Raw genomic sequence first — 23,578 nt, 5'->3', positions numbered from 1 at the left:
TTAGAATTGTTGCTATATTTAAAAAGTAGTTGAGATTTAGAGGAAAATATGAAAAGAGTTTTTATTATGATCCTCGATTCCTTCGGGATCGGTGGTGCAGAAGATGCAAAAAAATATGGTGATGAAGGTTCTAATACATTAGGTCATATTGCCGAAGCTTGTGCTTTAGGTAAAGCTGATAACGGCCGTCATGGACCATTAAGTTTACCAAACTTAGGAAAGTTAGGTTTAATTGAAGCTGCCTACGAATCAACTGGTTCATACCCAAAAGGAATGGCTACTGAAGGTAATGTTATTGGTGCTTATGGCTATGCCAGTGAAATTTCATCAGGTAAAGACACACCATCAGGTCACTGGGAAATCGCTGGTGTTCCTGTGCTATTTGATTGGGGATATTTTACTAATACTACTAATAGCTTTCCGCAAGAATTATTAGATAATATCGTTAAACGCGCCAAGTTGCCTGGTTATCTTGGCGATTGTCATTCATCAGGTACAGTGATTCTCGATGAACTTGGCCTTGAACATATGGCTACTGGTAAACCTATCTTTTATACTTCCGCTGATTCTGTGTTTCAAATCGCCTGCCATGAAGAAACTTTCGGTTTAGATAAGCTTTATGAAGTGTGTGAAATTGCTCGTGATGAACTTAATAAAGGCGATTATAACATTGGCCGAGTTATTGCTCGACCATTTTTAGGTAATAAACCAGGTGAATTCGTGCGTACTGGTAATCGTCATGATTTAGCTGTTGAACCACCAGCACCGACGATGATTAAAAAATTGGTTGATGAAAAACAAGGTAACGTTGTGTCAATCGGTAAAATTGCTGATATTTACGCCGAGGTAGGTATCACAAAGAAAGTGAAAGCAACTGGCATTGAAGCACTATTTAATGCTTCACTTGATGAAATTAAACAAGCTAAAGACAACACTATTGTGTTTACCAATTTTGTTGATTTTGACTCATCATACGGCCACAGACGTGACGTTGCTGGTTATGCTGCAGCATTAGAATATTTTGACCGTCGTTTACCTGAAATGTTAGAACTGATTCAACCTGGTGATCTATTAATTATTAGTGCCGATCATGGTTGTGATCCTACTTGGCCGGGAACAGATCATACTCGTGAACATATTCCTGTTTTAGTTTATGGTGATAGTGTTCCTGCTGGGTCATTAGGTCATCGAAAAACATTTGCTGATATCGGGCAAAGTGTTGCGGATTATTTTGATTTATCACCGATGGATTATGGTGAGTCATTTATTCGCAAATAGTAAACTGTTTTTTTGTTAGTGTAGTAACGTATTTTAGACATAAATCAGGAGAGTTAAATGCCTACCCCACATATTAACGCCGCCGATGACGCTTTCGCTCAAACGGTTTTGATGCCCGGCGATCCATTACGCGCTAAGTTTATTGCCGAAACTTTTTTAGAGAATGCTAAAGAAGTAACCAATGTTAGAGGAATGCTAGGTTTTACCGGTGACTATAAAGGTAAGAAAATTTCTGTTATGGGGCATGGTATGGGCATTCCATCCTGTTCTATATACACAACCGAACTGATTAAATTTTATGGTGTTAAAAACATCATTCGTATCGGTTCCTGTGGCGCCATCAGCCCCGCTGTCAATCTTGGTGATGTGGTTATTGGTATGGGTGCCTGTACTGATTCAAAAGTCAATCGGTTACGTTTTAAAGATCATGATTTTGCTGCGATTGCTGATTTCGGTTTAATTTGTAATGCAGTTAATGCTGCTAAACAATTAAATGTTAATGTGAAAGTGGGTAATCTTTTTTCTGCTGATCTATTTTATAGCGTCGAGCCAGATCTTTTCGATATCATGGAAAAATACAATATTTTAGGTGTCGAAATGGAGGCCGCTGGTATTTATGGTGTAGCAGCAGAATACGGAGCTAAAGCATTAGCGATCTGTACTGTTTCAGATCATATTCGCAAAGGCGAAGCTATGTCATCTGAACAGCGCCAGCTGGGTTTTAAAGAGATGATTACAGTCGCTTTAGAATCGGTATTAGTTAATTCATAATAAATAATGGCAGAATATCTGCCATTTTTTTTGGTTACTCAAAAAAGAGGAACCAATAGTTTTAACATTGACGTTATTATTAACGGTAAATGTTGTTGAGCGTTATAACTAGGTTATTAATAGTAATAACAAAATTTTATCTTTATTCATTAATTTTTATCTAATAGGTTAGAAAGATCTCATTTAATAAGGAATCGAAATGAATACCAAGCTACAACTGAAAGTTATATTATTCTTACAATTTTTTATCTGGGGGAGTTGGCTAATTACCTTAGGCTCCTATATGATGATTAAATTAAAATTTACTGGTATTGAAGTTGGCGCCGTATATGGCACCATGGGTATTGCTTCAGTATTTATGCCTAGTCTGCTTGGTATCGTAGCTGATAGATGGATACCTGCTAATCGCTTATATGTGTTATGCCATTTGGTTGGCGCAGTAACCTTATTTATCGCTGCATCTATCACATCGCCATTTTTAATGATGATTGTGATGCTTATCCATTGCCTTGCATTTATGCCAACTATTGCCATTTCTAATTCAATTTCTTACTCTTGTTTAGAATCACAAGGACTAGACGTTATCGAACAGTTCCCTGCTATTCGAATCTTCGGCACTATCGGCTTTATCGTAGCAATGTGGATGGTTAGTTTTATGCAGTTAGAACTCAGTAATATGCAACTTTATATTGCAGCTGGTAGTTCAGTTTTATTAAGTCTCTATTCATTAACCTTACCTTTAATTGAAGTTGCAAAAAATGATGGCAAAGAAAAGTCTATTGTAAGTTCATTAGGTTTAGATGCATTTGTATTATTAAAACAACCTAGATTGGCTATCTTCTTTTTATTTGCTGTATTATTAGGTGGGATTTTACAAATTACTAATACTTTTGGTAATCCGTTTCTACATGACTTCGACAAAGTACCAGAATATGCTGATAGCTTAGTGGTTAAATTCCCATCAGTGTTATTATCTATTTCACAAATTTCGGAAGTTGTATTTATCTTATTTGTACCATTTTTTATGAAAAAACTTGGTATTAAATATGTCATGTTAATCAGTATGCTGGCATGGGTTGCTCGTTTTGGTTTATTTGCTTATGGCGATCCATCACCATTCGGCTTTGTGCTGTTACTGTTATCGATGATCGTTTATGGTTGTGCCTTTGATTTCTATAATATTTCTGGCTCAATGTATGTTGAAAAAACAGTATCACCTAACATCCGTAACAGTGCTCAAGGTTTATTTATGACAATGACTAACGGTATTGGTGCTTATTTAGGTTCAATGATTAGTGGTATTGTTGTTGATCACTATACTTCAGAAGCGGGTATTGATTGGCATAATGTATGGCTTGTCTTTGCAGGTTATTCATTAGTGCTTGCAATTATTTTTGTTTTCATTTTCCAAAATGATACCGCTCAGCAAAAAACAGAAACCATTAGCAGTTAACTAAAATAAAATTCAAGTCAAAGAACCTTCTTTGACTTGAAATATTCAATTAATATTATAGTAAATAGTTGAATCAGATTATTCGCTAATAACTTGATAACATCAACAATTAGGCAACCGTTAAATAGTTGCCTAATTCTTAACTAGGCTAAAATGTTACCAGCCTCACAGAAATTTGATAAGTCACACAAAATGTATGGAAAATAAGTGTCTTATCAAGGTAGAATAAAACGCTTGTAAATAGGGCTTCAATTCGGCTTTTATTACTTAAATCAATTACCGAAATATGACTATTACAAGTGCCCTATAAGCATAATTGAACAGATTAGAACTAGATGAATAAACAAATAATCCCAAAAGTTATACTTCATGAGCATGTAGAAGGCAGTATTACTCCCTTTATGGCTAAAAAACTAGCCGATAAAAATCATTTACCTTTTCCTGATTCATTGTGTTATCAAATCGGCGATTATAATGAGATCGAGTATAAAAATGGTCGATATAATTATGATGAATCTGACTTTGTTTCATTTATCCAAACCTATGATACTGTTTCTAACTTTGTTAAAAGTCCTGACGATTATTACCTAATTACCTATGATTTTTTAAGTAGAAATGCTAAACAAGGGTTAATTTATTGCGAATTATTTTTGTCACCTTATCATATTTGTGCAACAGAAAACCAAGGTAAAGTTGTTTGGGATCAAGCAAGATTTCAACAAACACTAAATCAAATGGATAAAGCAATCATAGATGTTCAAAAAGAGCATAATATAACCGTACGATATCATGTTATTGGTGTACGCCATCTTGGCGCCGATGTAGTATACGATACATTGCAATTTATCGAAAATAATCCGCATCCATTTATTACTGGATTTAATATTGCAGGTAATGAAAAAGCTGGGCATTTTGATGATTTTGAAAAAGCTCATCAACTTGCTGAAAAATTAAATTTAAAAAAATCCTACCATGCAGGTGAAATTGATTCGGCTGAAAGTATTATTCAAGCCTTAAAACATGGTGCAAATCGAATCGGACACGGTATCGCGGCAATTGAAGATGATAGCTTGATTAAACAATTAGTTGATAATGAAATCACGTTAGAAATAGCTCTTACCAGTAATCGTATTTTAGTCAATAATTTACATGGTGATATTCATAATCACCCAATTCGACAACTTTATGATAAAGGGGTAAGAATTACCCTTAATACCGATGATGCTGGTATTTTTGGTACCGATATCGAAAAAGAGTATCAGCTAGCCGAGCAAGCGTTTCATTTTTCACGTTTGGAATTATTTGATATTACCCTTTGTGGAATTGATGCCGCATTCGTTGAGTCTAACGAAAAATCAAGTTTACTCAAGGAGGTTCTATCTTGTTTTAACGACAATGATAAGCAATCTTTACAACAAGCAATTAATGCTAAGCAGTATCATCCGGCTATTATTGCCAGATTAAAAAAATACCAAGATTTATTATTACAACATGTTAATGGATAACCATATCAGAAAAATAGGAAATAAATATGAATAAAACTCGATTAACCCTAAGCCTACTGACCCTATTAATTTCTGGAACACTGCAAGCTGCAACGGTTGATTTAAGAATTATTGAAACGACTGATCTGCACGGCAATATGATGAATTACGATTATTTTAAAGATCAGTATATTGATACCTTTGGTTTAGCTAAAACAGCCAATTTAATTCATCAAGCGAGGGAAGAGGTAAAAAATAGCGTATTAGTTGATAATGGTGATCTGATTCAAGGCAGTCCAATGGCTGACTATGCGCTTAATAAAGGACTAAATAAAGGTGATATTCATCCAGTTTACAAAGCCCTTAATACCCTTGATTATGTTGTTGGTAATATTGGTAATCATGAATTTAATTTTGGTTTGGATTTTTTACAAAAAAGTCTAGCAGGGGCAAATTTTCCTTATGTTAATGCCAATGTTTATGATGCAAAGAGCAATAAGCCTTTCTTTAAGCAATATATTATTTTAGATAAAAAAGTGGTTGATAGAGAGGGTAAGCAACACTCTATAAAAATTGGTTATATTGGGTTTGTACCACCACAAATTATGCAATGGGATAAACTTAATTTGGAAGGTAAAGTGATAGTTAAAGATATCACTGAAACCGCCAAAAAATTAGTACCAGAAATGAAAGAGCAAGGCGCTGATATCATCGTTGCTATTCCTCACTCCGGTGTTTCTGCGGAACCTTATAAAGCATTAGCTGAAAACTCTGTTTATTATTTAACTCAAGTTGAAGGTATTAATGCCATTATGTTTGGCCATTCTCATGGCGTATTCCCAAGTGAGGATTTTAAATCGCTACCTAATACCGATATTAATACCGGAAATATTAACAATATTGCTGCAGTGATGCCCGGACAATGGGGAAGCCATTTAGGGGTAGTCGATTTAGTGATTGAGGGAGACAAATCTAACTGGAAAGTAGTTTCTGGTAAATCACAAGCCCGCCCTATCTTCGATAGTAAAAATAAAAAAGCACTAGTTGATGCAGATAAAAATATAACCAAGGTATTAAAAGATGATCATGAAGGTACCCGTGAATTTGTTGGTAAGCCAATTGGTAAGGTATCAACGGATATCAATAGTTATTTAGCCTTAATCGAAGATACATCTGCTTTACAGATTATTAGCGATGCCCAAATTGATTATGTAAAACAATTTGTTCAAGGTGATCCTGATCTAGATGGGTTACCAATTTTATCGGCTATTGCACCATTTAAAGCTGGCGGTCGCAAAAATGATCCTACAGCTTATGTTGATGTGAAAAAAGGTGATTTAACATTTAGGAATGCAGCCGATATCTATCTTTATCCTAATATTTTATCTGCCGTAAAAATTACTGGAAAAGAGGTTAAAGAGTGGTTGGAATGTTCGGCTGGTGTTTATAATCAAATTGACATCAATTCCTCAAAACCACAATATTTGATTAATTGGGATAAATTTAGAACTTATAATTTTGATACTATCGATGGAGTAAGTTATGAAATTGATATCACTAAACCAGCACGTTACGATGGTAGTTGTCAATTAATTAATCCTGAATCAGAACGTATTATAAACTTAACCTATCAACAAAAAACAATTGATCCAAATCAAGCATTTTTAATTGCTACTAACAACTATCGTGCTTATACCGGTGCATTCCCTGGTACAGGTGGTAAAAATGTTAAATTTAATTCACCTGATGATTTAAGAGTTATTCTTTCAGCTTACATTACTAATTACACTAAAAAACAGGGACAAGTTGATGTAACTGTTGATAATAACTGGCGAATTGCACCAATTACCAGCCAAACAAAATTGGATATTCGTTTCGAATCATCACCAACTGATGAAGCTAAAACCTATATCGAAACATATTCATTGTATCCAACTAAGTTTGTTGAAAAAGATAATCTAGGCTTTGGTGTCTATCAACTTAATTTACAAGCACCAATAAATTTACAATCTAAAAAATAATAACATCTTGATGATGACAAGGATTATAAATATGGCAAATTGAATAATTAATCGAACTAGCAAAAATAGCCCGCTTTAAGGCTTATGTACCCTATCCTAAATTTCAAGTAGGTACGGTATTAATAATCGAAGATGACGAAGCAATTTTAGGTTGTAACATTGAAAATGCTTCCAATGGAATTGCTAACTATGCTGAAATAACAGCGATTTTTAAGGCAGTAGCAAAAGGAAAGAAAAAATCCGAAAAATTGTTGTGATTGATGATACTGAAGGGCCAATCTCAATTTATGTTGCTTGTCGTAAAGTAATTAATGAGTTTTGTGCTAAAGATATGCCAGTGATTTTGATCAATATACAAGGGAAAATCCAAGAAACCACTGTTGGTGAATTGTTGCCTTGGTGTTTTTCACAAAGTGATTTAGATTAATTTTATTGTTGAACAATATAATTTAACATATTGAAAAAGAAAAATAGCGATTGATGATAGTTAACCAAGATCAGCTCACTCATCAGTCCAAATTTTGGATGAGAAGAATATAATACTAATTTGCTTTATTAATATTAAGAGAGAAGTGTAATGAGATTTGTAGATATTATTGAAAAAAAACGTGATGGTAATGCTTTAACAACCGAAGAGATTCAATTTTTTATAACTAACTATACCAATGGTTCTATTCCTGATTATCAAGTCAGTGCCTTACTTATGGCGATTTATTATCAAGGCATGACTTCAAAAGAGTGTGCTGATTTAACTAGTGCGATGATGTATTCAGGTGATACCGTTGATCTATCATCAATTAAAGGCATTAAAGTTGATAAACATTCAACCGGTGGTGTGGGTGATACAACTACTTTAGTGTTAGCACCATTAGTTGCTGCATTAGATATTCCAGTAGCTAAAATGTCAGGTCGTGGATTAGGCCATACTGGTGGAACGACTGATAAATTTGAAACAGTACCGGGTTTTAAAATTGAATTAGATAAACAAGAATTTATTGATCAAGTTAATCAAAAAGGTGTCGCTGTTATTGGTCAATCCGGCAACCTAACCCCTGCCGATAAAAAACTTTATTCATTACGTGACGTAACAGGGACGGTTAACTCTATTCCTCTTATTGCTAGCTCAATTATGAGTAAAAAACTCGCAGCTGGTGCAGATGCTATTGTTTTAGACGTTAAAACAGGTGACGGTGCTTTAATGAAGACCATGGAAGACTCAGAAAAATTAGCTCATGAAATGGTTAATATTGGTAATCAAATTGGTCGTAGAACCATGGCGATTATCTCTGATATGTCTCAACCTTTAGGTTATGCGATTGGTAATGCGTTAGAAGTTAAAGAAGCCATAGATACATTAAACGGCCATGGTCCTGCTGATTTAACTGAACTGGTATTAACACTTGGCAGTCAAATGGTGGTGTTAGCGAATAAAGCTGAAACACTAGATGAAGCAAGAAAAAAACTACAAGAAGTGATTAAAAATGGTAAGGCCATTGAAAAATTCAAAACATTAATTGAAGCTCAAGGTGGTGATAGTTCAGTGGTTGATCATCCGGAGAAATTAGCTAATGCGCCTTACCAAATTGATCTACCAGCGCAAAAAGCAGGTTATGTATCACGCATTATTGCTGACCAAATTGGTATTGCAGCGATGCAACTGGGTGCAGGTCGAGCAACTAAAGAAGATGTTATCGATCCTGCTGTTGGTATCGTACTACATAAAAAAGTAGGTGATAAAGTTGAAGTAGGTGAAACACTGTTAACTATTCACGCAAGTAGTGATCGTATTGATACAATAAAACAAAAACTATATGACAATATTACTATTAGTGATAGCGCTGAACAGCCACAATTAATTTTTAAAGTAATTACGGAATAGCTTTAATAAATACGGATTCAGGAGACATCATGCATCGTTTAAAATTAAACAAAAAACTGTCACTACTTGTTATTTTAAGTTTGTTTTCAGTCAATTCATTCGCAGCTGTTGCTACCAAACAGTCTACGGCACCTGCTTGGGAAAAAGACAAGTCCTATTCTTTTACTATTTTACATACTAACGATCATCATGGCCGTTTTTGGCAAAATGATATTGGTGAATATGGGTTAGCAGCACAAAAAACAGTTGTTGACCAAATAAGAAAAGAAGTAGCAGAAAAAGGCGGAAAATTACTTCTGCTTTCTGGCGGAGACATTAATACTGGTGTTCCTGAATCCGATGTGTTACAAGCAAAGCCCGATTTTATTGGTATGAATGAAATTGGCTATGATGCAATGGCAGTAGGTAATCACGAATTTGATCATCCGTTAGCGATTATTCGTGAACAACAAAAATGGGCTCATTTTCCATTTTTATCAGCAAATACTTACTTCAAAAATACCGATAATCGTGTTTTTGATGCCTATAAAATATTTGATTTAAATGGTATTAAAGTTGCAATATTTGGTTTAACCACTGATGACACTATTTTCCTTGCTTCGCCTAAAAATACCGATGGTGTTGAATTTCGTAAAACACTACCAGAAGCGGAAAAAGTCATTAGCCAAATTAAAAGCAATGAACGTCCAGATATGATTATTGCGGTTACTCATATGGGGCATTATGAAAATGGTGAGCATGGTTCAATGGCTCCAGGTGATGTTGAGCTAGCCCGAGGATTAAAAACTGGTGAATTAGATATGATTGTCGGTGGCCATTCACAAAACCCAGTATGTATGGCTAGCCCTAACAAACGTATTACCGAATATGTCCCTGGAACACCTTGTGCTCCAGATCAACAAAATGGTACGTGGATTGTTCAAGCTCATGAATGGGGGAAATATGTTGGTCGTGCTGACTTCGTATTCTTAAACGGTAAAATTACCCTCAAAAATTATCAGTTAATTCCAATTAATTTGAAAAAAGAAGTTGATAACGGTAACGATACCAAACGTCTTGAATATTACACCAGTGAAATCGAACAGGATAAAAAACTGTTGGAAACACTAAAACCTTATCAAGAACAAGGTAAACAACAATTACTCATTAAAAGTGGTGAGTTAACCGGTCGTTTAGAGGGCGATCGTAACGTAGTTAGATATCAACAAAGTAATATGGGGCAATTATTACTTAGTGCCTTTATTGAAAAGACAAATGCCGATATTGGTATTATGTCTGGAGGTATGATTCGTGACTCACTTATCGAAGGCGATATTACTTATCGTGATATTTTGAAAGTTGAACCATTTGGTAATAGTGTTGTTTACTTTGAATTAACGGGTAATGAATTAATCGATTATCTTAAAGTTGCATTAGGTAAAAAACAGGGTTCGGGTGGTTATACGCATTTAAAAAATATTAGCCTAACTAAAACTGGCGATACTATCAGCGACATTAAAATTAATAATGAACCAATTGATTTGCAAAAATCATATCGAATTGCAACATTAGACTTTTTAGCCGCTGGTGGAGATGGTTACCCTATCGTCAATAACTCGCCAACTTATGTGGATACAGGTTATCGAGATGCCGACGCAGTAAAACAATATTTTGAAGCGCATTCACCAATTAATGCAGCCGATTATCAACCGTCTAACTTTATTTTAGAAAAATAATTCTATGGTTTAAAACAGAAATATAAAAACTAATGGCACTGATAATCATAATTCTCAGTGCTAATAATTTAATAATTAGTCATAAAGATTTAATCTTTGCTTTCAGCATATAGGTAATATAGAGGTATTTATGAACATGACAGAATTTCAAAAAAATTGTTACGATATAGTGACCGATGCCAATTTGTCACCAAAACAAAAAGCGAACCTTCTCGCATTAGCCGCAGAAAATAACTTACCTTATGTTGATTTAGATAATGAAACGCAAAATGCGCTCAATGAAAGGGTAATTTGTGATATGTACGAAGGACATGCGCCGTATAAACCTCGTTATGTATTACCTGATTATGCAAAATTTCTTAAGCAGGGATCTGAATACTTAGAACTCGAACCAGCAAAAACCTTTGATGATGCATTAAATATGCTCACTATTGCTTATCATCACGTACCATCGGTCACTGGTATGCCGGTTTATTTAGGCTGTTTAGATCAAGTGTTGCTTCCTTATATCGGTAATTTGACAGAAGAAGAACTTTACCCACGATTAAAGCGTTTTTGGATTATGCTGGATCGCAATCTTCCAGATGCATTTATGCATGCCAATATTGGGCCAACCGATAATGTGATCTGTCGGGTTATTTTACGTGTTGATCGCGAACTTAAACAAGTTGCCCCTAATTTAACTTTTATTTATGATGAAAATATCACACCAGAATCTTTACTAAATACCGCAATTGGAAACATTTGTGAAACAGCAAAACCACATATTGCTAATAATATGATGATTAAAAAGGATTTTGATGAAAAAGGTTATGGTGTTGTGAGTTGTTATAACTCTCTTCCTGTGGCTGGTGGTGGTAGCACTTTATCAAGAATCAATTTAAAAGAGGTTGCGTTAAAAAGTAAAAGCATCACTGACTTTTTACAAAATACTTTACCTTATTATTGCCAATTGCAATTAAATTTGATCAAAGCAAGATCAGAATTTCTTTATGAAAAATCTAATTTCTTCCAAAATAGTTTTTTAGTTAAGGAAGGATTAATTGACGCTACCCGATTTGCACCAATGTTCGGTATTTATGCCATGGCTGAAGCAGTCAATATTTTACAAGAAAAATCTAACTTAACCGGCCGTTATGGTGTTGACGAAGATGCGAATGAATTGGCAACAACCATTTCTAAACAGCTAGCTGACTTTATTGACAGCCATACAATTAAGCATGCTTGGAAAGGTAAAGCAATGTTACATGCTCAATCTGGCATCAGTTCAGATAGAGGCGCTACGCCAGGTTTACGTATTCCTTATGGTCATGAACCAGATCCAGTAACCCATATTATGGCATTATTCAAACACCATAAATATTATGCCTCTGGCATTAGTGATATTTTAACCATTGATGAAACGATTAAAAATAACCCATTAGCCTTAGTACAGATTTGTAAGGCGGCATTTAAATTTGGTTTTCGTGAATTTACCGCTAATATCAGTGGCAATGATCTGGTCCGTGTAACTGGCTATATGGTGAGATTGTCAGATATCAAAAAATATAAACAAGAAGGTTCACGAATTAATACCACATTTTTAGGTAGTGAAGCAGCCGAAGATACCGATAACAATAGTTACTTATGCCGAACACCTCGAGTAATTAGTCATGAACAAGTCATGGGCAATCGTTAATAAACTTTTACCCTTTTCTTGTGTTGACGGACCGGGAAACCGGTTAGTCATTTTTTTACAAGGTTGTAATTTTAAATGTTTAAATTGCCATAATCCTTACACCATTTCACGGTGTAAGAATTGTGGTGATTGCGTTACTACCTGTCCACATCAAGCATTAACATTTATCAATAACAAAGTGATTTGGCAATCTTCAAATTGCCAGCAATGTGATACCTGTATTAATACTTGTAGTTATCAATCCACACCAATGACCTATAACTACAATGTTGAAGATATTCTACTCGAAATTCGTAAATACTTACCTTTTCTAAATGGCATTACAATTAGCGGTGGTGAAGCGACATTACAATTACCTTTTATTGAAAAATTATTTCGAGCAATTAAACAAGCAGATGATTTAAAACACCTGACTTGTTTTATTGATAGTAATGGTTACTTAGCTGAAACTGGCTGGCAAAAAGTTGAAAAGGTTATGGACGGTGCGATGATCGATCTAAAAGCTTGGGATACTCAAGTTCATAAAAAACTCACAGGTCGGGATAATGATCGCGTCAAACAGACCATTGAATATCTAGCCAAAATAGAAAAACTATATGAAGTCAGATTTTTAGTGATTCCCGAGCATACTGATTTGCAAAACAGTGCTAAACAACTTGCTAATTTTCTAATAAGACTCAATCCACAAATTAAAGTCAGAATTAATGCTTTTCATAATCATGGTGTACATGGCATAGCCAAAACATGGCCAGCGGCTACACAACAGCAAATCGAATCTTTTGCTGCTAAATTAAAACATTATGGATTACAGAATATTATTTTGCCGAGTGTATATTTGTAATATTTTGAAAACAAGATCATAAACGAAGCGACTAGTGGCAATAGCTATCTACCTTAAAAGGTCTACAAGCTCAAAAAATTGAAGTTTTTCGTTTGGCTATAATATTAAGAATATATTAGAGTAATAAATTTATTTAACTAAAACGCATCAAAAGAAGTTTCATTACAAAATATTAGCGATTTTGTAATGAAACATAAAATATCGCAAAATTATCAGTACTTAACACACATAGTAAAAGCGGAATCTGGCTCTACAATAACATTACCTTCAACAGAACCAATACTATAACGCCTTGTCAAACCATTGTTATCTTTTAATTGCGACAATTCGTAAGTGAAATAAAAGTCATAAGCAACAAAGTGTTTTAAAGAATCCGTTATATCTGCCATCATATCTCTTCCTGAATTATCAATACCATTAGGCGCATATGGATACAGTTTTCCCCACTCGGATATTAATCCTTCACCGATAGCTCTTTTATAACCGTTTTGAGGTATATACCAATTTTCATTATTTGTTACACCAGTAGCTAAAAATGAATTGGTTAATTCGGCTCTAGATGGTAATCGGTCGTTATTAGCAGTGCACAACCTTTCAGCGGTATTATAATCTACCCAATTTAACTGTTGTTGGTATATATACATCCAATGATTTAATGAAAAACGATAATAAAACTGAGCTTTAGTCTGATTATTCTTTACCAATATTATAAATTGATCATCTTTTGCGGGAGCATTGTCAGTAAATTTAAATTCACTTTTTGAATCTGGATTTGAACTCCTTGCAGTACTTATTAAAGCACCATTAGGATTTTTAACTAATGTATAAGTATAATTAGATATTGCATTTACGGGTACAATTCTAAATCTTGCTTCAGGAAATGCAGTAGTAGGGAAATGATGACCTGTTGAATCAGTAGCTGAAGCTTTAAATCCTGAATGTAAAACAAATTGATCTGGATTGTAAGCATCTGTACGATTGATAGTATCTGCACCGTACGACAACCAATTATCCGTTTCGCTCCAACCACCTTTTGCAATTATGGCTAATACCCCTGGTCTAATATAACAAATACCATCGTTAGCTTTTACGGTAAATGTTTTTGAAATTTCTTTAGGCTGAGATTCGGCGGGATTACCATACTGAGTTTTAGCAGAAATACTAAAAGTAAGTTTTAGTGTTGAATCACCTTTATAAGTAGCTGAATTACAAATATTACTACCTAATGGAGCTGTTGAATCAGAAGAAATTATATTATTTTTACTATCACGCCATTCAGCTGTTACACTATCCACTTTAAAATTTTTGCTACTTCCCAAATAATCACCATCAACATCAATAATATCATCATCGTTCATGGCTGAAAAATCAACATCAAATGAATACATGCTGGGTGAGGTATCATAGGCAACAGATATTTCATTAGACGAACCTGGGGTAATAACTAGAGGAGCATTATTTGGTACCTGCAATTTTAGTTGAATACCATTAAGCGCTTTTGTACTACCTGACATTTTAATTTCAGGAGCATTACCATGAATATACATTTGCGTAGTCACGGATAATGATAAAATTGCAAATAGATTATTGGAAAAAATCAATAACATTAATAGCAATAATCTCTTTTTGAAAAATAATTTCAAAAAAATTTTTTTTAAAACAACAGTACAATTATTCATCGCTACTCCTCTACTCATAAACTTCTCCGCCTATTCGAATAAGATTATTGATTTGAAGCATTAGTGAATTAACAATTTTTATAAGTTGTTCAAAAATTGTTACCCGTTAATATCAGAGCTAAGACAATTAAAATCGTTATTTTTCTAACAGAAATTCATCCATATCTAATATACGGCTCGAACAAAATAATTTGACTACAACAATTTGTTTGTTGTTTAAGACTTAAATCGTAACATCCTAAATTTTAAAACTTGTAAAATAAGAACATCAGACAAAATTTGGAAAAGCTGTAAAGGTAAGACTCAATAAAGAAACTGAATTTGAAAACAGTTACTAATTAATTCAAATTTAGTAATAGTATTATTATATATGATTATACTTTGATAAGGGAATAGTAAAAAAAAATTATTTTCCGTTTATTAATACTAATTCATTGAAGAATTTAAAAGTAATGATATTAATTAAGTTATATCTCAATAATCAAAAAGGGGATAATTCCCCCTCTTTTTAATTTGATATATAATCACTTGCCTTTTTTAAATGCGGCAGCAAATGCATTACCCATAGCACTGTTAGTCAGCGTTGCAGCAGATTGATTTTTATTAGATACCTTATTGTTAGCCGATCTGCTACTATCTTGTTTCGGCGTAGCTGTATCATCTAAACGCATTGATAAAGCAATACGTTTTCGGGCAATATCAACTTCTATTACTTTCACTTTAACAATATCGCCTGCTTTTACAATGCTTCGCGGATCATCAACAAATCGATCTGATAATGCTGAAATATGAACTAGACCATCTTGATGCACACCGATATCAACAAAAGCACCAAAATTTGTCACATTAGTTACAGCCCCTTCCATAACCATACCGATTTTTAGGTCTTCCATTGTTTCAATGTTATCGGCAAATTGCGCTGTTTTAAATTCAGGCCTTGGATCTCGTCCTGGTTTATCTAATTCTTTAATAATATCAGTTACTGTCGGCACACCAAAATGGCCATCAACATAATCGATAGCTTTTAGTGATTTAAGATAATTCGAATCACCTAAAATGTCTTTTAAGGCTTTATGATTTTTTTCTAAAATCCTTTCAACAACAGGATAGGCCTCTGGATGAACCGCTGATGCATCAAGCGGATTTGCACCTTCCATAATTCTTAAAAAACCGGCACATTGTTCAAAAGCTTTGGGACCTAATCGTGACACTTTTAATAATTGTTTTCTATCAGTAAATTGACCATTTTGGTTACGCCAATCGACAATATTTTGGGCGATCACTTTATTAAGGCCAGCAATACGAGCAAGTAACATCATAGAGGCTGTATTTAAGTTAACCCCTACCGCATTTACCCCATCTTCAACTACTGCATCAAGTTTTTTAGCTAATTGAGTTTGACTTACATCATGTTGATATTGACCAACACCTATCGATTTTGGATCAATTTTCACTAATTCAGCTAATGGATCTTGTAAGCGTCGAGCGATTGAAACGGCTCCCCGAATTGAGACATCTAAATCAGGAAACTCTTGTGCCGCAAGTTCGGAAGCCGAATAAACAGATGCACCAGCTTCACTTACAATCACTTTTTGACCTTTGACTTCTGGATATTTCTTTTGTACATCAAGATAAAAACGTTCTGTCTCTCGTGAAGCCGTACCATTACCGATTGCGACAAGTTCAACTTTATATTTTATACATAACGCCGCAACAACCATTGCCGCTTTATCCGCCTGACCGGTATGTGGATAAATAGTTTCGGTAGCAACTAATTTTCCTGTTCCATCAACAACAGCAATTTTAACACCGGTACGTAAACCCGGATCCATACCCATGGTAACTTTCATACCAGCCGGTGCGGCCATTAACATATCATGAAGGTTAGCCGCAAAAACGTTGATAGCTTCTTCCTCAGCTCTTTCTCGCAGCGTAGTCATAAGTTCAGTTTCCATATGCATTAAGATTTTAATGCGCCATGTCCAGTTGATCACTGCTTTTCGCCACTTATCAGCTGGCTGATCGTTGAAGCGCACACCTAAATGTTCAGTAATAATCTGCTCGCAATAACTCTCTTTAGGTGCTTCTTCAAACTGTGGATCAGCATTTAATGATAACTGTAAAAATCCTTCATTTCGACCACGGAACATCGCTAAAGCTCGATGTGATGGTACTTTGGAAATAAGTTCACTTTGCGCAAAATAATCTCTAAATTTAGCACCTTCTTCCTCTTTACCGGTAATAACTTGAGAAACAAGGTGGGCATTATTCCAAAGATAATGACGAACTTTAGCTAGTAAAGCGGCGTCTTCGGCAAAGCGCTCCATTAAAATATAACGCGCTCCATCTAATACTGATTTAGTATCAGCTACACCTTTTTCTGGATCAATATATTTTTCAGCTTCTGCTTCTGGATTGAGATCCGGGCGTTGCCATAAATCATCAGCAAGTGGTTCAAGACCTGCTTCGATTGCAATTTGCCCACGAGTACGACGTTTTGGTTTATAAGGGAGATAGAGATCTTCTAATTCGGTCTTACTAAGGGTATTGGTAATTTTTTGACTTAATTCAGAGGTTAATTTACCTTGCTCCTCAATTGATTTTAAAATCGTTTGTTTACGCTCTTCAAGTTCTCGCAAATAACTTAAACGGCTATCTAAATTACGTAACTGAGTATCATCCAGTCCTCCAGTTACCTCTTTTCGATATCGAGCAATAAATGGCACGGTACTGCCATCATCTAATAATTGAATGGCAGCTAAAACTTGTTCTGGTTTTACGGTTAATTCACCAGCTATAATATGGCTTATTTGATTATTTATCATGGTATCTCTGTATATCTTGTCGATTAACGGAATTTATATTCATCATGCAAAAAGCTAATTATATAACAAGAGAAGGCTACTTGGCACTCGATCGTGAATTGAAATATTTATGGAAAGAAGAAAGACCTAAAGTAACTCAGGCAGTATCTGATGCCGCAGCACTCGGTGATCGTAGTGAAAATGCCGAATACATTTATGGAAAAAGAAGGTTACGCGAAATTGATAGACGAGTTCGTTTTCTAACTAAACGTTTAGAGACGCTAACCATCGTTGATCCAGATCCACGTCAAGAAGGTAAGGTTTTTTTTGGCGCATGGGTAAAACTTGAAGATGAATCTGGAGAATTACATATTTATCGTATTGTTGGTGCTGATGAATTTGATCCGAAAAAAAATTGGATATCAATTAATAGTCCTGTTGCTAGAGCCTTAATAGGTCATAAAATTGATGATGAAATATCAGTTTTAACACCAAATGGTAAAACATATTATGTTATTGTTGATATCAGTTATCAAAAAATAAGATGATTAAGCAAACCAAAATAATTTACCATATTATTCTCCCACTATAAGAAATTGGCTATATAATTTTATTTAATAATAAATTTAAGTTTTTAAACATAATGATCAAAGTTAACCAACTATTTATCTATCCTATTAAATCGATGCAAGGTATAGCATTAACAGCCGCCAATAGTATTGATGGTGGTTTTGAATATGACCGTGTTTTGATGATAAGTGAACCAGATGGCACCTTTATTACGGCTAGACAATATCCAGAACTTTTAAAACTTAAAACTGCATTACACAATAATAAAATAAGGGTTTCGCAGCCAACTAACCAATCAATAACTATTGATTTTGATGAGTTTTCATTAAGCAATGAAGCCACAGAGGTCTGGGGAAATCACTTCACCTCACATATTGCACCAATAAAAGTTAATCAATTTTTTAGTCATATTCTCGAAAAAGATGTACAAATGCGCTGGATAGGCAAACAACTAACCAGAAGAACTAAACGCTACCCAGACGTACCGGTAAGTTTTGCCGATGGTTATCCCTATTTATTATTAAATCAAGCTTCATTCAATTATCTGCAACAGCAATGTCCTGAAACATTGGATATTCAGCAATTTCGTGGCAATATTATTATTGATGGTGCCATTCCGTTTGCTGAAGATGGATGGAAAACGATTAAAATAGGCGAAGTAATTTTTGATATCGTTAAGCCTTGTACTCGTTGTGTATTAACTACCTTCAATGTCAATTCAGCCAAAGCATTACCGAATAATGAACCTTTAAAAACTTTAGGTTACTTTAGAGCTGATTTAGAAGGGAAAATCGATTTTGGCATAAATATGATTGCTCGCAATCATGGTACCGTATCTATTGGCGATAACATTGAGATACTTGAGCGGCAACCTGCTAAAAATTACATAAAAAACTTCCCTAAACAAACAACAAAAGACTCTCAACTTTGTACAATTACATTCGAAGATAAAAAAATTGTCGGTAATAATCAGCAAACAATTTTAGAACAACTCGAACAACATCATATTTCACTCCCTAATTCTTGTCGAGCTGGCGTATGTGGCCGTTGCTCAGTATTATTAAAAAAAGGAAATGTAAAATCTTTAACTCAATCAGCGGTCAAACAAAATAAACATATTCTTGCTTGTAGTTGTATACCTAAAGGGGATATCACGATAGAATTGGTAAAATGAAGAAAATAACTTTTATTGCAGGACGTAAAATTTATTAAAATTATAAGAAAGATAAAAGGTTATCATGGATGTTTAGAAAATTATTTTTATTTATATTTCTCTGTTCGCTTTCTACAGCTGTATTTTCTTTGGATCATTATAAAATGGTGTTTGATGATATAAAGGAAGGAAAAGAAGCTAAAATTCTTAAAGAACTAAATGAAGGCAATACAACAAACCTCAGTACCCTTTCACAATTAGGTATGAATTATATCGAATTAGCGCATAATTTTAGCTTAAAAAATTGTAAAAAACTTTACAAAATTAATGAATTGGTGTCTAGTTGGAAGGATAATTTTATTTTGACCGAAGATATCTACTATAACGAATATGATGAGGAAAAAGAATATAATGACTCCTTATCATATAGATGTAAAAAAGTAGATTATGCAGACATAAATTATTTTATTAAACCTAAATTAGTGGATAAAGGATTATCACTAATTCGAATAGCAATCCTGAATGGTGATTTAAACGCAGTTAGATTATTAATAGATTTAAAAGATTCAGATAAAATACCATACGGTTATGTCATTAATTTAATTGAATGTTTAAAAACAGATAATGAGATAAATGTTAATCAATATGCATCATTTTTAATTGGGCAAGAGTATCTTACCTCCCCACAGATTGATCCAACAAGCGCATTGCAACAATTTGCTAATGCAAAAGATATTGATGATCCATCTTTATCCTATTTTATTGCTTACGCTAAAATTGAAAAGCTAATTGAGGATTTATTAGATAATAAATACAGTTTTAGTGACGAAGATTATAAACATGAAAACAAAATAATTGATAAAGATACCTTAGAAAATATTCAAGAGAAAGCTTCTCGAGGCAATATAAAATCCCTACTTTATTTGAGCAAATATTATGTAAACGAAGTAAAGCTAAATAAAGCTTTAATGTATTTTAATCAAGCTTGCTCACTAGCTTCTTCACGAGCATGTGAAATGTATCAGCTACAGTTCAAGCTTTCATCAAACAGAGAACTTTACACTTTATTAGAAAAATTTGATAAAGACACACTTGATCCTGAAATAGCCATTGCCATTGCTAAATGGTGTGAATCACATCACAAGTATTTAGCTGCAATTTATTTCTATTCACATATTGCTGATAACAATCCTCAATTATTCCTTCATATAGCTGATTTATATCCTAAAACAGAGCTTTTTACCTCCGAAAAAGATGCAGAAATATTGAAAAATTATATCAAGTACGTGAATTATGTTAAAAGTCCTAAAATCATGGAAAAGATTGCTTTCAAGTATGACGATGATTCAAATCTTGATCAAAAAATTTATTGGTTAGAAGCGGCTGCAAATGCGGGTAGTTTTTCATCTAAACAAACATTATCCGAAATGTATATGAAAGGCGATTATGTAACTCAAAATTATGACAAAGCAATTTACTGGCATCAAAGATACTGTTTCGATGAACAAGATGGATATACATGGGGAAGTTGTATTGCTTTAAATAAATTAAAACAAGATCCTCAATTACAACGTGCATTAGATAATGGTGATATGGAGGCCCAGTACAAAGTAGGTTCAATGTTTATTGAACATACAACATTGTATGAAATAGGGGTAGATTTACTTGAAAAAGCAGCCAAACAAGGTCATAGCTCAGCTGAACTGAGACTAATTTTGAATCGTAGTAAACGCAGCGATTTAAACTTTTCTCAATAATATTAAATTGAAAGTAAAATTATTTTATCAAACGGAATTGTTAAGTTAAAAGAGAATAGATTAATAAATGAGTAGAAACTTGCTACTCATTTAGAATAAAATTATATTAATTAAGAAATAGCTTTTAATGCTAATTGCTCATTCTCAGAAACTACTGAATTTTCTGTTTTTGCTAATGAGTTAACTAAAGCTAATCTGTCATTCATCACTTTGATTGCTTCTGAAAAATAAAAAGTTTTATTCATCGCTACAAATGTTGGTTGTGCAATAATACAAAGTGAGGCGTTTTCACCCGCTTCAACAACTAATAAACATACTTTTTGGCCATTTTCTTGCATATTTACGCTAACAACATCAGCTACTTTAGGTTGGTAAAACATTGGCTGTTGAGAAAAATACCAGCTTTTAGGCATTTGTGGCTTTAAAAAATTTGCTGCAACAATTGCATTAATGGATAATTCAATTTTTTGAGAGTCAGTTAACGGCAACGATTGACAGCTATCATAAAACTGGTAATAAGCTGTTGCATCATCAACTGAAAAAGAAAACTCATCAAATACATCTGGAATTAATATTTTGCTAGCATAATTACAACGAAATAGCATTTCTGATGAAATTTCAAGCATTAAACTATCATATTCATTATCAAAATACCAACGCCAGCTGTCTGTTGGTCGAAAAGCCATTTTCATTGATATTTCATCCTTTCAAATTGAACTAAATTTGAACAAAATATATCATGATTTATATAAAAAATAAATAAAAATTTAAAATAAGAAAATTTTAATTATTTAATTTTTAAAAATTTTATGTCGATCTACTCAAGATCAAAATGATCTAAGTTAGATCTAAATTTAGATCTTAATGATCCTTTCGGATCAAATTTAATTTTAATGAAAATAGCATGTATATATAATTATAAATAACAAATTTTTAGCATAAAAAAAGGTGCTATTTAGCACCTTTTTATAATCAGTTAATAGAATTAACTTGCAACATTAATACGTTTCATATCAGTCATATAGCTACGAAGTTTACGTCCAATAACTTCGATTGGATGATGACGAATAGCTTCATTAACATCACGTAGTTGTGCGTTATCAACACTTCCTTCAGGGATTGCTTTCCCTAAATCACCAGCTTGTAACATTGGCATAAATTTCTCTTTTAACAATGGTACAGCAGCATTAGCAAATAAATAGTTACCATATTCAGCGGTATCTGAAATAACAACATTCATTTCATACAGGCGTTTACGGGCAATTGTATTTGCGATAAGTGGTAATTCGTGTAATGATTCATAATAAGCCGATTCAGGTAAAATTCCAGACTCAAGCATGGTTTCAAATGCTAGTTCAACACCAGCTTTAACCATAGCAACCATTACAACTCCTTGATCGAAATAAGCTTGTTCATCAATCTTACCTTGATATTCTGCCGCTTTTTCAAATGCAGTTTCACCTGTTTCTTTACGCCATTTCAATAAATTAACATCATCGTTAGCCCAATCTTTCATCATAGTAGATGAAAACTCACCAGAAATAATATCATCCATATGTTTACGATAAAGATCGGTCATAATTACTTTTAATTCTTTAGCTAACGCATTAGCGCGTAACTTAGCTGGATTTGATAAACGATCCATCATTAAGGTAATACCACCTTGTTTTAATGCTTCAGTGATCGTTTCCCAACCAAATTGTAATAATTTACACGCATATGCTGGATCTACGCCATCAGCAACCAATTTATCAAAGCAAAGTAATGATCCAGTTTGTAACATACCACATAAAATAGTTTGTTCACCCATTAGATCTGATTTAACTTCAGCAACAAAAGAAGATTGTAACACACCGGCACGATGACCACCTGTTGCTGCCGCCCATGCTTTAGCAATTGCTAGACCTTCACCTTTCGGATCGTTTTCTGGATGTACAGCGATCAAGGTTGGTACACCAAATCCACGTTTATATTCTTCACGAACTTCTGTTCCTGGACATTTTGGCGCAACCATAACGACAGTAATATCTGGTCGGATTTTTTCACCAACTTCAACGATATTAAAACCATGTGAGTAACCTAATGCCGCATCTTTTTTCATTAATGGTTGTACTGCTTGTACCACAGCAGAATGTTGTTTATCTGGAGTAAGGTTGATAACCAAATCAGCTGTTGGGATTAATTCTTCATAAGTTCCTACTTTAAAACCATTCTCAGTAGCTTTTTTCCATGATGCTCTTTTTTCATCAATAGCTTCTTTACGTAATGCATAAGCAATATCTAAACCAGAATCACGCATATTTAGCCCTTGGTTAAGACCTTGTGCACCACAACCTACGATGACAATTTTTTTACCTTTTAAAAAATTAGCTTCTGATGCAAATTCATCGCGCGCCATAAAACGACATTGACCTAATTGTTCTAATTTTTCGCGTAAATTTAGTGTATTAAAATAATTTGACATTATTCTCTCCATGAGTTGAATTTCTGATAAT

15 protein-coding genes and 2 pseudogenes are annotated in these 23,578 nt (G+C 33.9%); 13 read left to right on the top strand and 4 right to left on the bottom strand.

Features of this window, described 5'->3' with window-relative positions:
• The first annotated feature begins 48 nt into the window (after positions 1-48).
• From H3S74_RS00795 to H3S74_RS00750, 10 genes and pseudogenes are all read left to right on the top strand, one after another.
• A complete protein-coding gene (locus tag H3S74_RS00795; protein ID WP_110448262.1) occupies positions 49-1,278 on the top strand; it encodes a phosphopentomutase in 1,230 nt (409 codons plus the stop codon).
• 57 nt (positions 1,279-1,335) lie between these two features.
• The gene (gene deoD / locus H3S74_RS00790) at positions 1,336-2,049 is read left to right on the top strand and encodes a purine-nucleoside phosphorylase (RefSeq protein ID WP_110448263.1); all 714 of its coding nucleotides are present in this window, start codon (positions 1,336-1,338) and stop codon (positions 2,047-2,049) included.
• Positions 2,050-2,248: 199 nt separating this feature from the next.
• Entirely contained in the window at positions 2,249-3,502 is a 1,254-nt protein-coding gene (locus H3S74_RS00785; protein WP_110448264.1) for a nucleoside permease, read from the top strand.
• A 335-nt stretch (positions 3,503-3,837) separates the two neighbouring features.
• Complete coding sequence (add, locus tag H3S74_RS00780) at positions 3,838-5,007, top strand: adenosine deaminase (RefSeq protein ID WP_198246976.1); 1,170 nt, start codon at positions 3,838-3,840, stop codon at positions 5,005-5,007.
• 26 nt (positions 5,008-5,033) lie between these two features.
• A complete protein-coding gene (locus H3S74_RS00775; protein WP_198246975.1) occupies positions 5,034-7,007 on the top strand; it encodes a bifunctional 2',3'-cyclic-nucleotide 2'-phosphodiesterase/3'-nucleotidase in 1,974 nt (657 codons plus the stop codon).
• Positions 7,008-7,057: 50 nt separating this feature from the next.
• Positions 7,058-7,434 (top strand): annotated as a pseudogene (locus H3S74_RS12620) (cytidine deaminase).
• A 150-nt stretch (positions 7,435-7,584) separates the two neighbouring features.
• A complete protein-coding gene (locus H3S74_RS00765) occupies positions 7,585-8,886 on the top strand; it encodes a pyrimidine-nucleoside phosphorylase (RefSeq protein WP_198246974.1) in 1,302 nt (433 codons plus the stop codon).
• Positions 8,887-8,915: 29 nt separating this feature from the next.
• Entirely contained in the window at positions 8,916-10,601 is a 1,686-nt protein-coding gene (ushA, locus tag H3S74_RS00760; protein WP_198246973.1) for a bifunctional UDP-sugar hydrolase/5'-nucleotidase UshA, read from the top strand.
• Between the two features lie 130 nt (positions 10,602-10,731).
• The gene (locus H3S74_RS00755) at positions 10,732-12,279 is read left to right on the top strand and encodes a YjjI family glycine radical enzyme (protein ID WP_198246972.1); all 1,548 of its coding nucleotides are present in this window, start codon (positions 10,732-10,734) and stop codon (positions 12,277-12,279) included.
• Positions 12,254-13,120: a YjjW family glycine radical enzyme activase gene (locus tag H3S74_RS00750; protein ID WP_198246971.1), complete on the top strand. Its 867-nt coding sequence runs from the start codon at positions 12,254-12,256 to the stop codon at positions 13,118-13,120. Before H3S74_RS00755 ends, H3S74_RS00750 begins: the two co-directional genes overlap by 26 nt.
• Positions 13,121-13,332: 212 nt before the next feature.
• Here the strand turns inward: H3S74_RS00750 and H3S74_RS00745 are convergent, their stop codons facing one another.
• Complete coding sequence (locus H3S74_RS00745) at positions 13,333-14,817, bottom strand: hypothetical protein (protein ID WP_198246970.1); 1,485 nt, start codon at positions 14,815-14,817, stop codon at positions 13,333-13,335.
• A gap of 638 nt (positions 14,818-15,455) precedes the next feature.
• Positions 15,456-17,624: pseudogene (locus H3S74_RS00740) on the bottom strand (Tex family protein); the annotation flags it as partial.
• A gap of 44 nt (positions 17,625-17,668) precedes the next feature.
• Here H3S74_RS00740 and greB point away from each other — a divergent pair.
• From greB to H3S74_RS00725, 3 genes are all read left to right on the top strand, one after another.
• Complete coding sequence (greB, locus tag H3S74_RS00735) at positions 17,669-18,151, top strand: transcription elongation factor GreB (protein WP_110448273.1); 483 nt, start codon at positions 17,669-17,671, stop codon at positions 18,149-18,151.
• Between the two features lie 95 nt (positions 18,152-18,246).
• Positions 18,247-19,347 (top strand): YcbX family protein, encoded by a 1,101-nt coding sequence (locus tag H3S74_RS00730; protein ID WP_198246968.1) that lies wholly within the window; start codon positions 18,247-18,249, stop codon positions 19,345-19,347.
• 68 nt (positions 19,348-19,415) lie between these two features.
• The gene (locus H3S74_RS00725) at positions 19,416-21,083 is read left to right on the top strand and encodes a tetratricopeptide repeat protein (RefSeq protein ID WP_198246967.1); all 1,668 of its coding nucleotides are present in this window, start codon (positions 19,416-19,418) and stop codon (positions 21,081-21,083) included.
• Positions 21,084-21,193: 110 nt separating this feature from the next.
• Here the strand turns inward: H3S74_RS00725 and H3S74_RS00720 are convergent, their stop codons facing one another.
• Positions 21,194-21,775 (bottom strand): cell division protein ZapC, encoded by a 582-nt coding sequence (locus tag H3S74_RS00720; protein ID WP_198246966.1) that lies wholly within the window; start codon positions 21,773-21,775, stop codon positions 21,194-21,196.
• Positions 21,776-22,068: 293 nt separating this feature from the next.
• Positions 22,069-23,547: a ketol-acid reductoisomerase gene (ilvC, locus tag H3S74_RS00715; RefSeq protein WP_065614117.1), complete on the bottom strand. Its 1,479-nt coding sequence runs from the start codon at positions 23,545-23,547 to the stop codon at positions 22,069-22,071.
• Positions 23,548-23,578: the final 31 nt, after the last annotated feature.

It is taken from the genome of Gilliamella sp. W8126 (assembly GCF_016102185.1).
Lineage (GTDB): Bacteria > Pseudomonadota > Gammaproteobacteria > Enterobacterales > Orbaceae > Gilliamella > Gilliamella apis_A.
Note: the sequence above shows the minus strand (reverse complement) of the source record. Positions and strands in the feature narration are given on the sequence as shown.

What these genes read in the sequence shown, in the direction of transcription:
- H3S74_RS00795 (WP_110448262.1), top strand. Translation starts at nt 49, where the DNA reads ATGAAAAGAGTTTTTATTATGATCCTCGATTCCTTCGGGATCGGTGGT.
- deoD (WP_110448263.1), top strand. Translation starts at nt 1,336, where the DNA reads ATGCCTACCCCACATATTAACGCCGCCGATGACGCTTTCGCTCAAACG.
- H3S74_RS00785 (WP_110448264.1), top strand. Translation starts at nt 2,249, where the DNA reads ATGAATACCAAGCTACAACTGAAAGTTATATTATTCTTACAATTTTTT.
- add (WP_198246976.1), top strand. Translation starts at nt 3,838, where the DNA reads ATGAATAAACAAATAATCCCAAAAGTTATACTTCATGAGCATGTAGAA.
- H3S74_RS00775 (WP_198246975.1), top strand. Translation starts at nt 5,034, where the DNA reads ATGAATAAAACTCGATTAACCCTAAGCCTACTGACCCTATTAATTTCT.
- H3S74_RS00765 (WP_198246974.1), top strand. Translation starts at nt 7,585, where the DNA reads ATGAGATTTGTAGATATTATTGAAAAAAAACGTGATGGTAATGCTTTA.
- ushA (WP_198246973.1), top strand. Translation starts at nt 8,916, where the DNA reads ATGCATCGTTTAAAATTAAACAAAAAACTGTCACTACTTGTTATTTTA.
- H3S74_RS00755 (WP_198246972.1), top strand. Translation starts at nt 10,732, where the DNA reads ATGAACATGACAGAATTTCAAAAAAATTGTTACGATATAGTGACCGAT.
- H3S74_RS00750 (WP_198246971.1), top strand. Translation starts at nt 12,254, where the DNA reads ATGAACAAGTCATGGGCAATCGTTAATAAACTTTTACCCTTTTCTTGT.
- H3S74_RS00745 (WP_198246970.1), bottom strand. Translation starts at nt 14,817, where the DNA reads ATGAGTAGAGGAGTAGCGATGAATAATTGTACTGTTGTTTTAAAAAAA.
- greB (WP_110448273.1), top strand. Translation starts at nt 17,669, where the DNA reads ATGCAAAAAGCTAATTATATAACAAGAGAAGGCTACTTGGCACTCGAT.
- H3S74_RS00730 (WP_198246968.1), top strand. Translation starts at nt 18,247, where the DNA reads ATGATCAAAGTTAACCAACTATTTATCTATCCTATTAAATCGATGCAA.
- H3S74_RS00725 (WP_198246967.1), top strand. Translation starts at nt 19,416, where the DNA reads ATGTTTAGAAAATTATTTTTATTTATATTTCTCTGTTCGCTTTCTACA.
- H3S74_RS00720 (WP_198246966.1), bottom strand. Translation starts at nt 21,775, where the DNA reads ATGAAAATGGCTTTTCGACCAACAGACAGCTGGCGTTGGTATTTTGAT.
- ilvC (WP_065614117.1), bottom strand. Translation starts at nt 23,547, where the DNA reads ATGTCAAATTATTTTAATACACTAAATTTACGCGAAAAATTAGAACAA.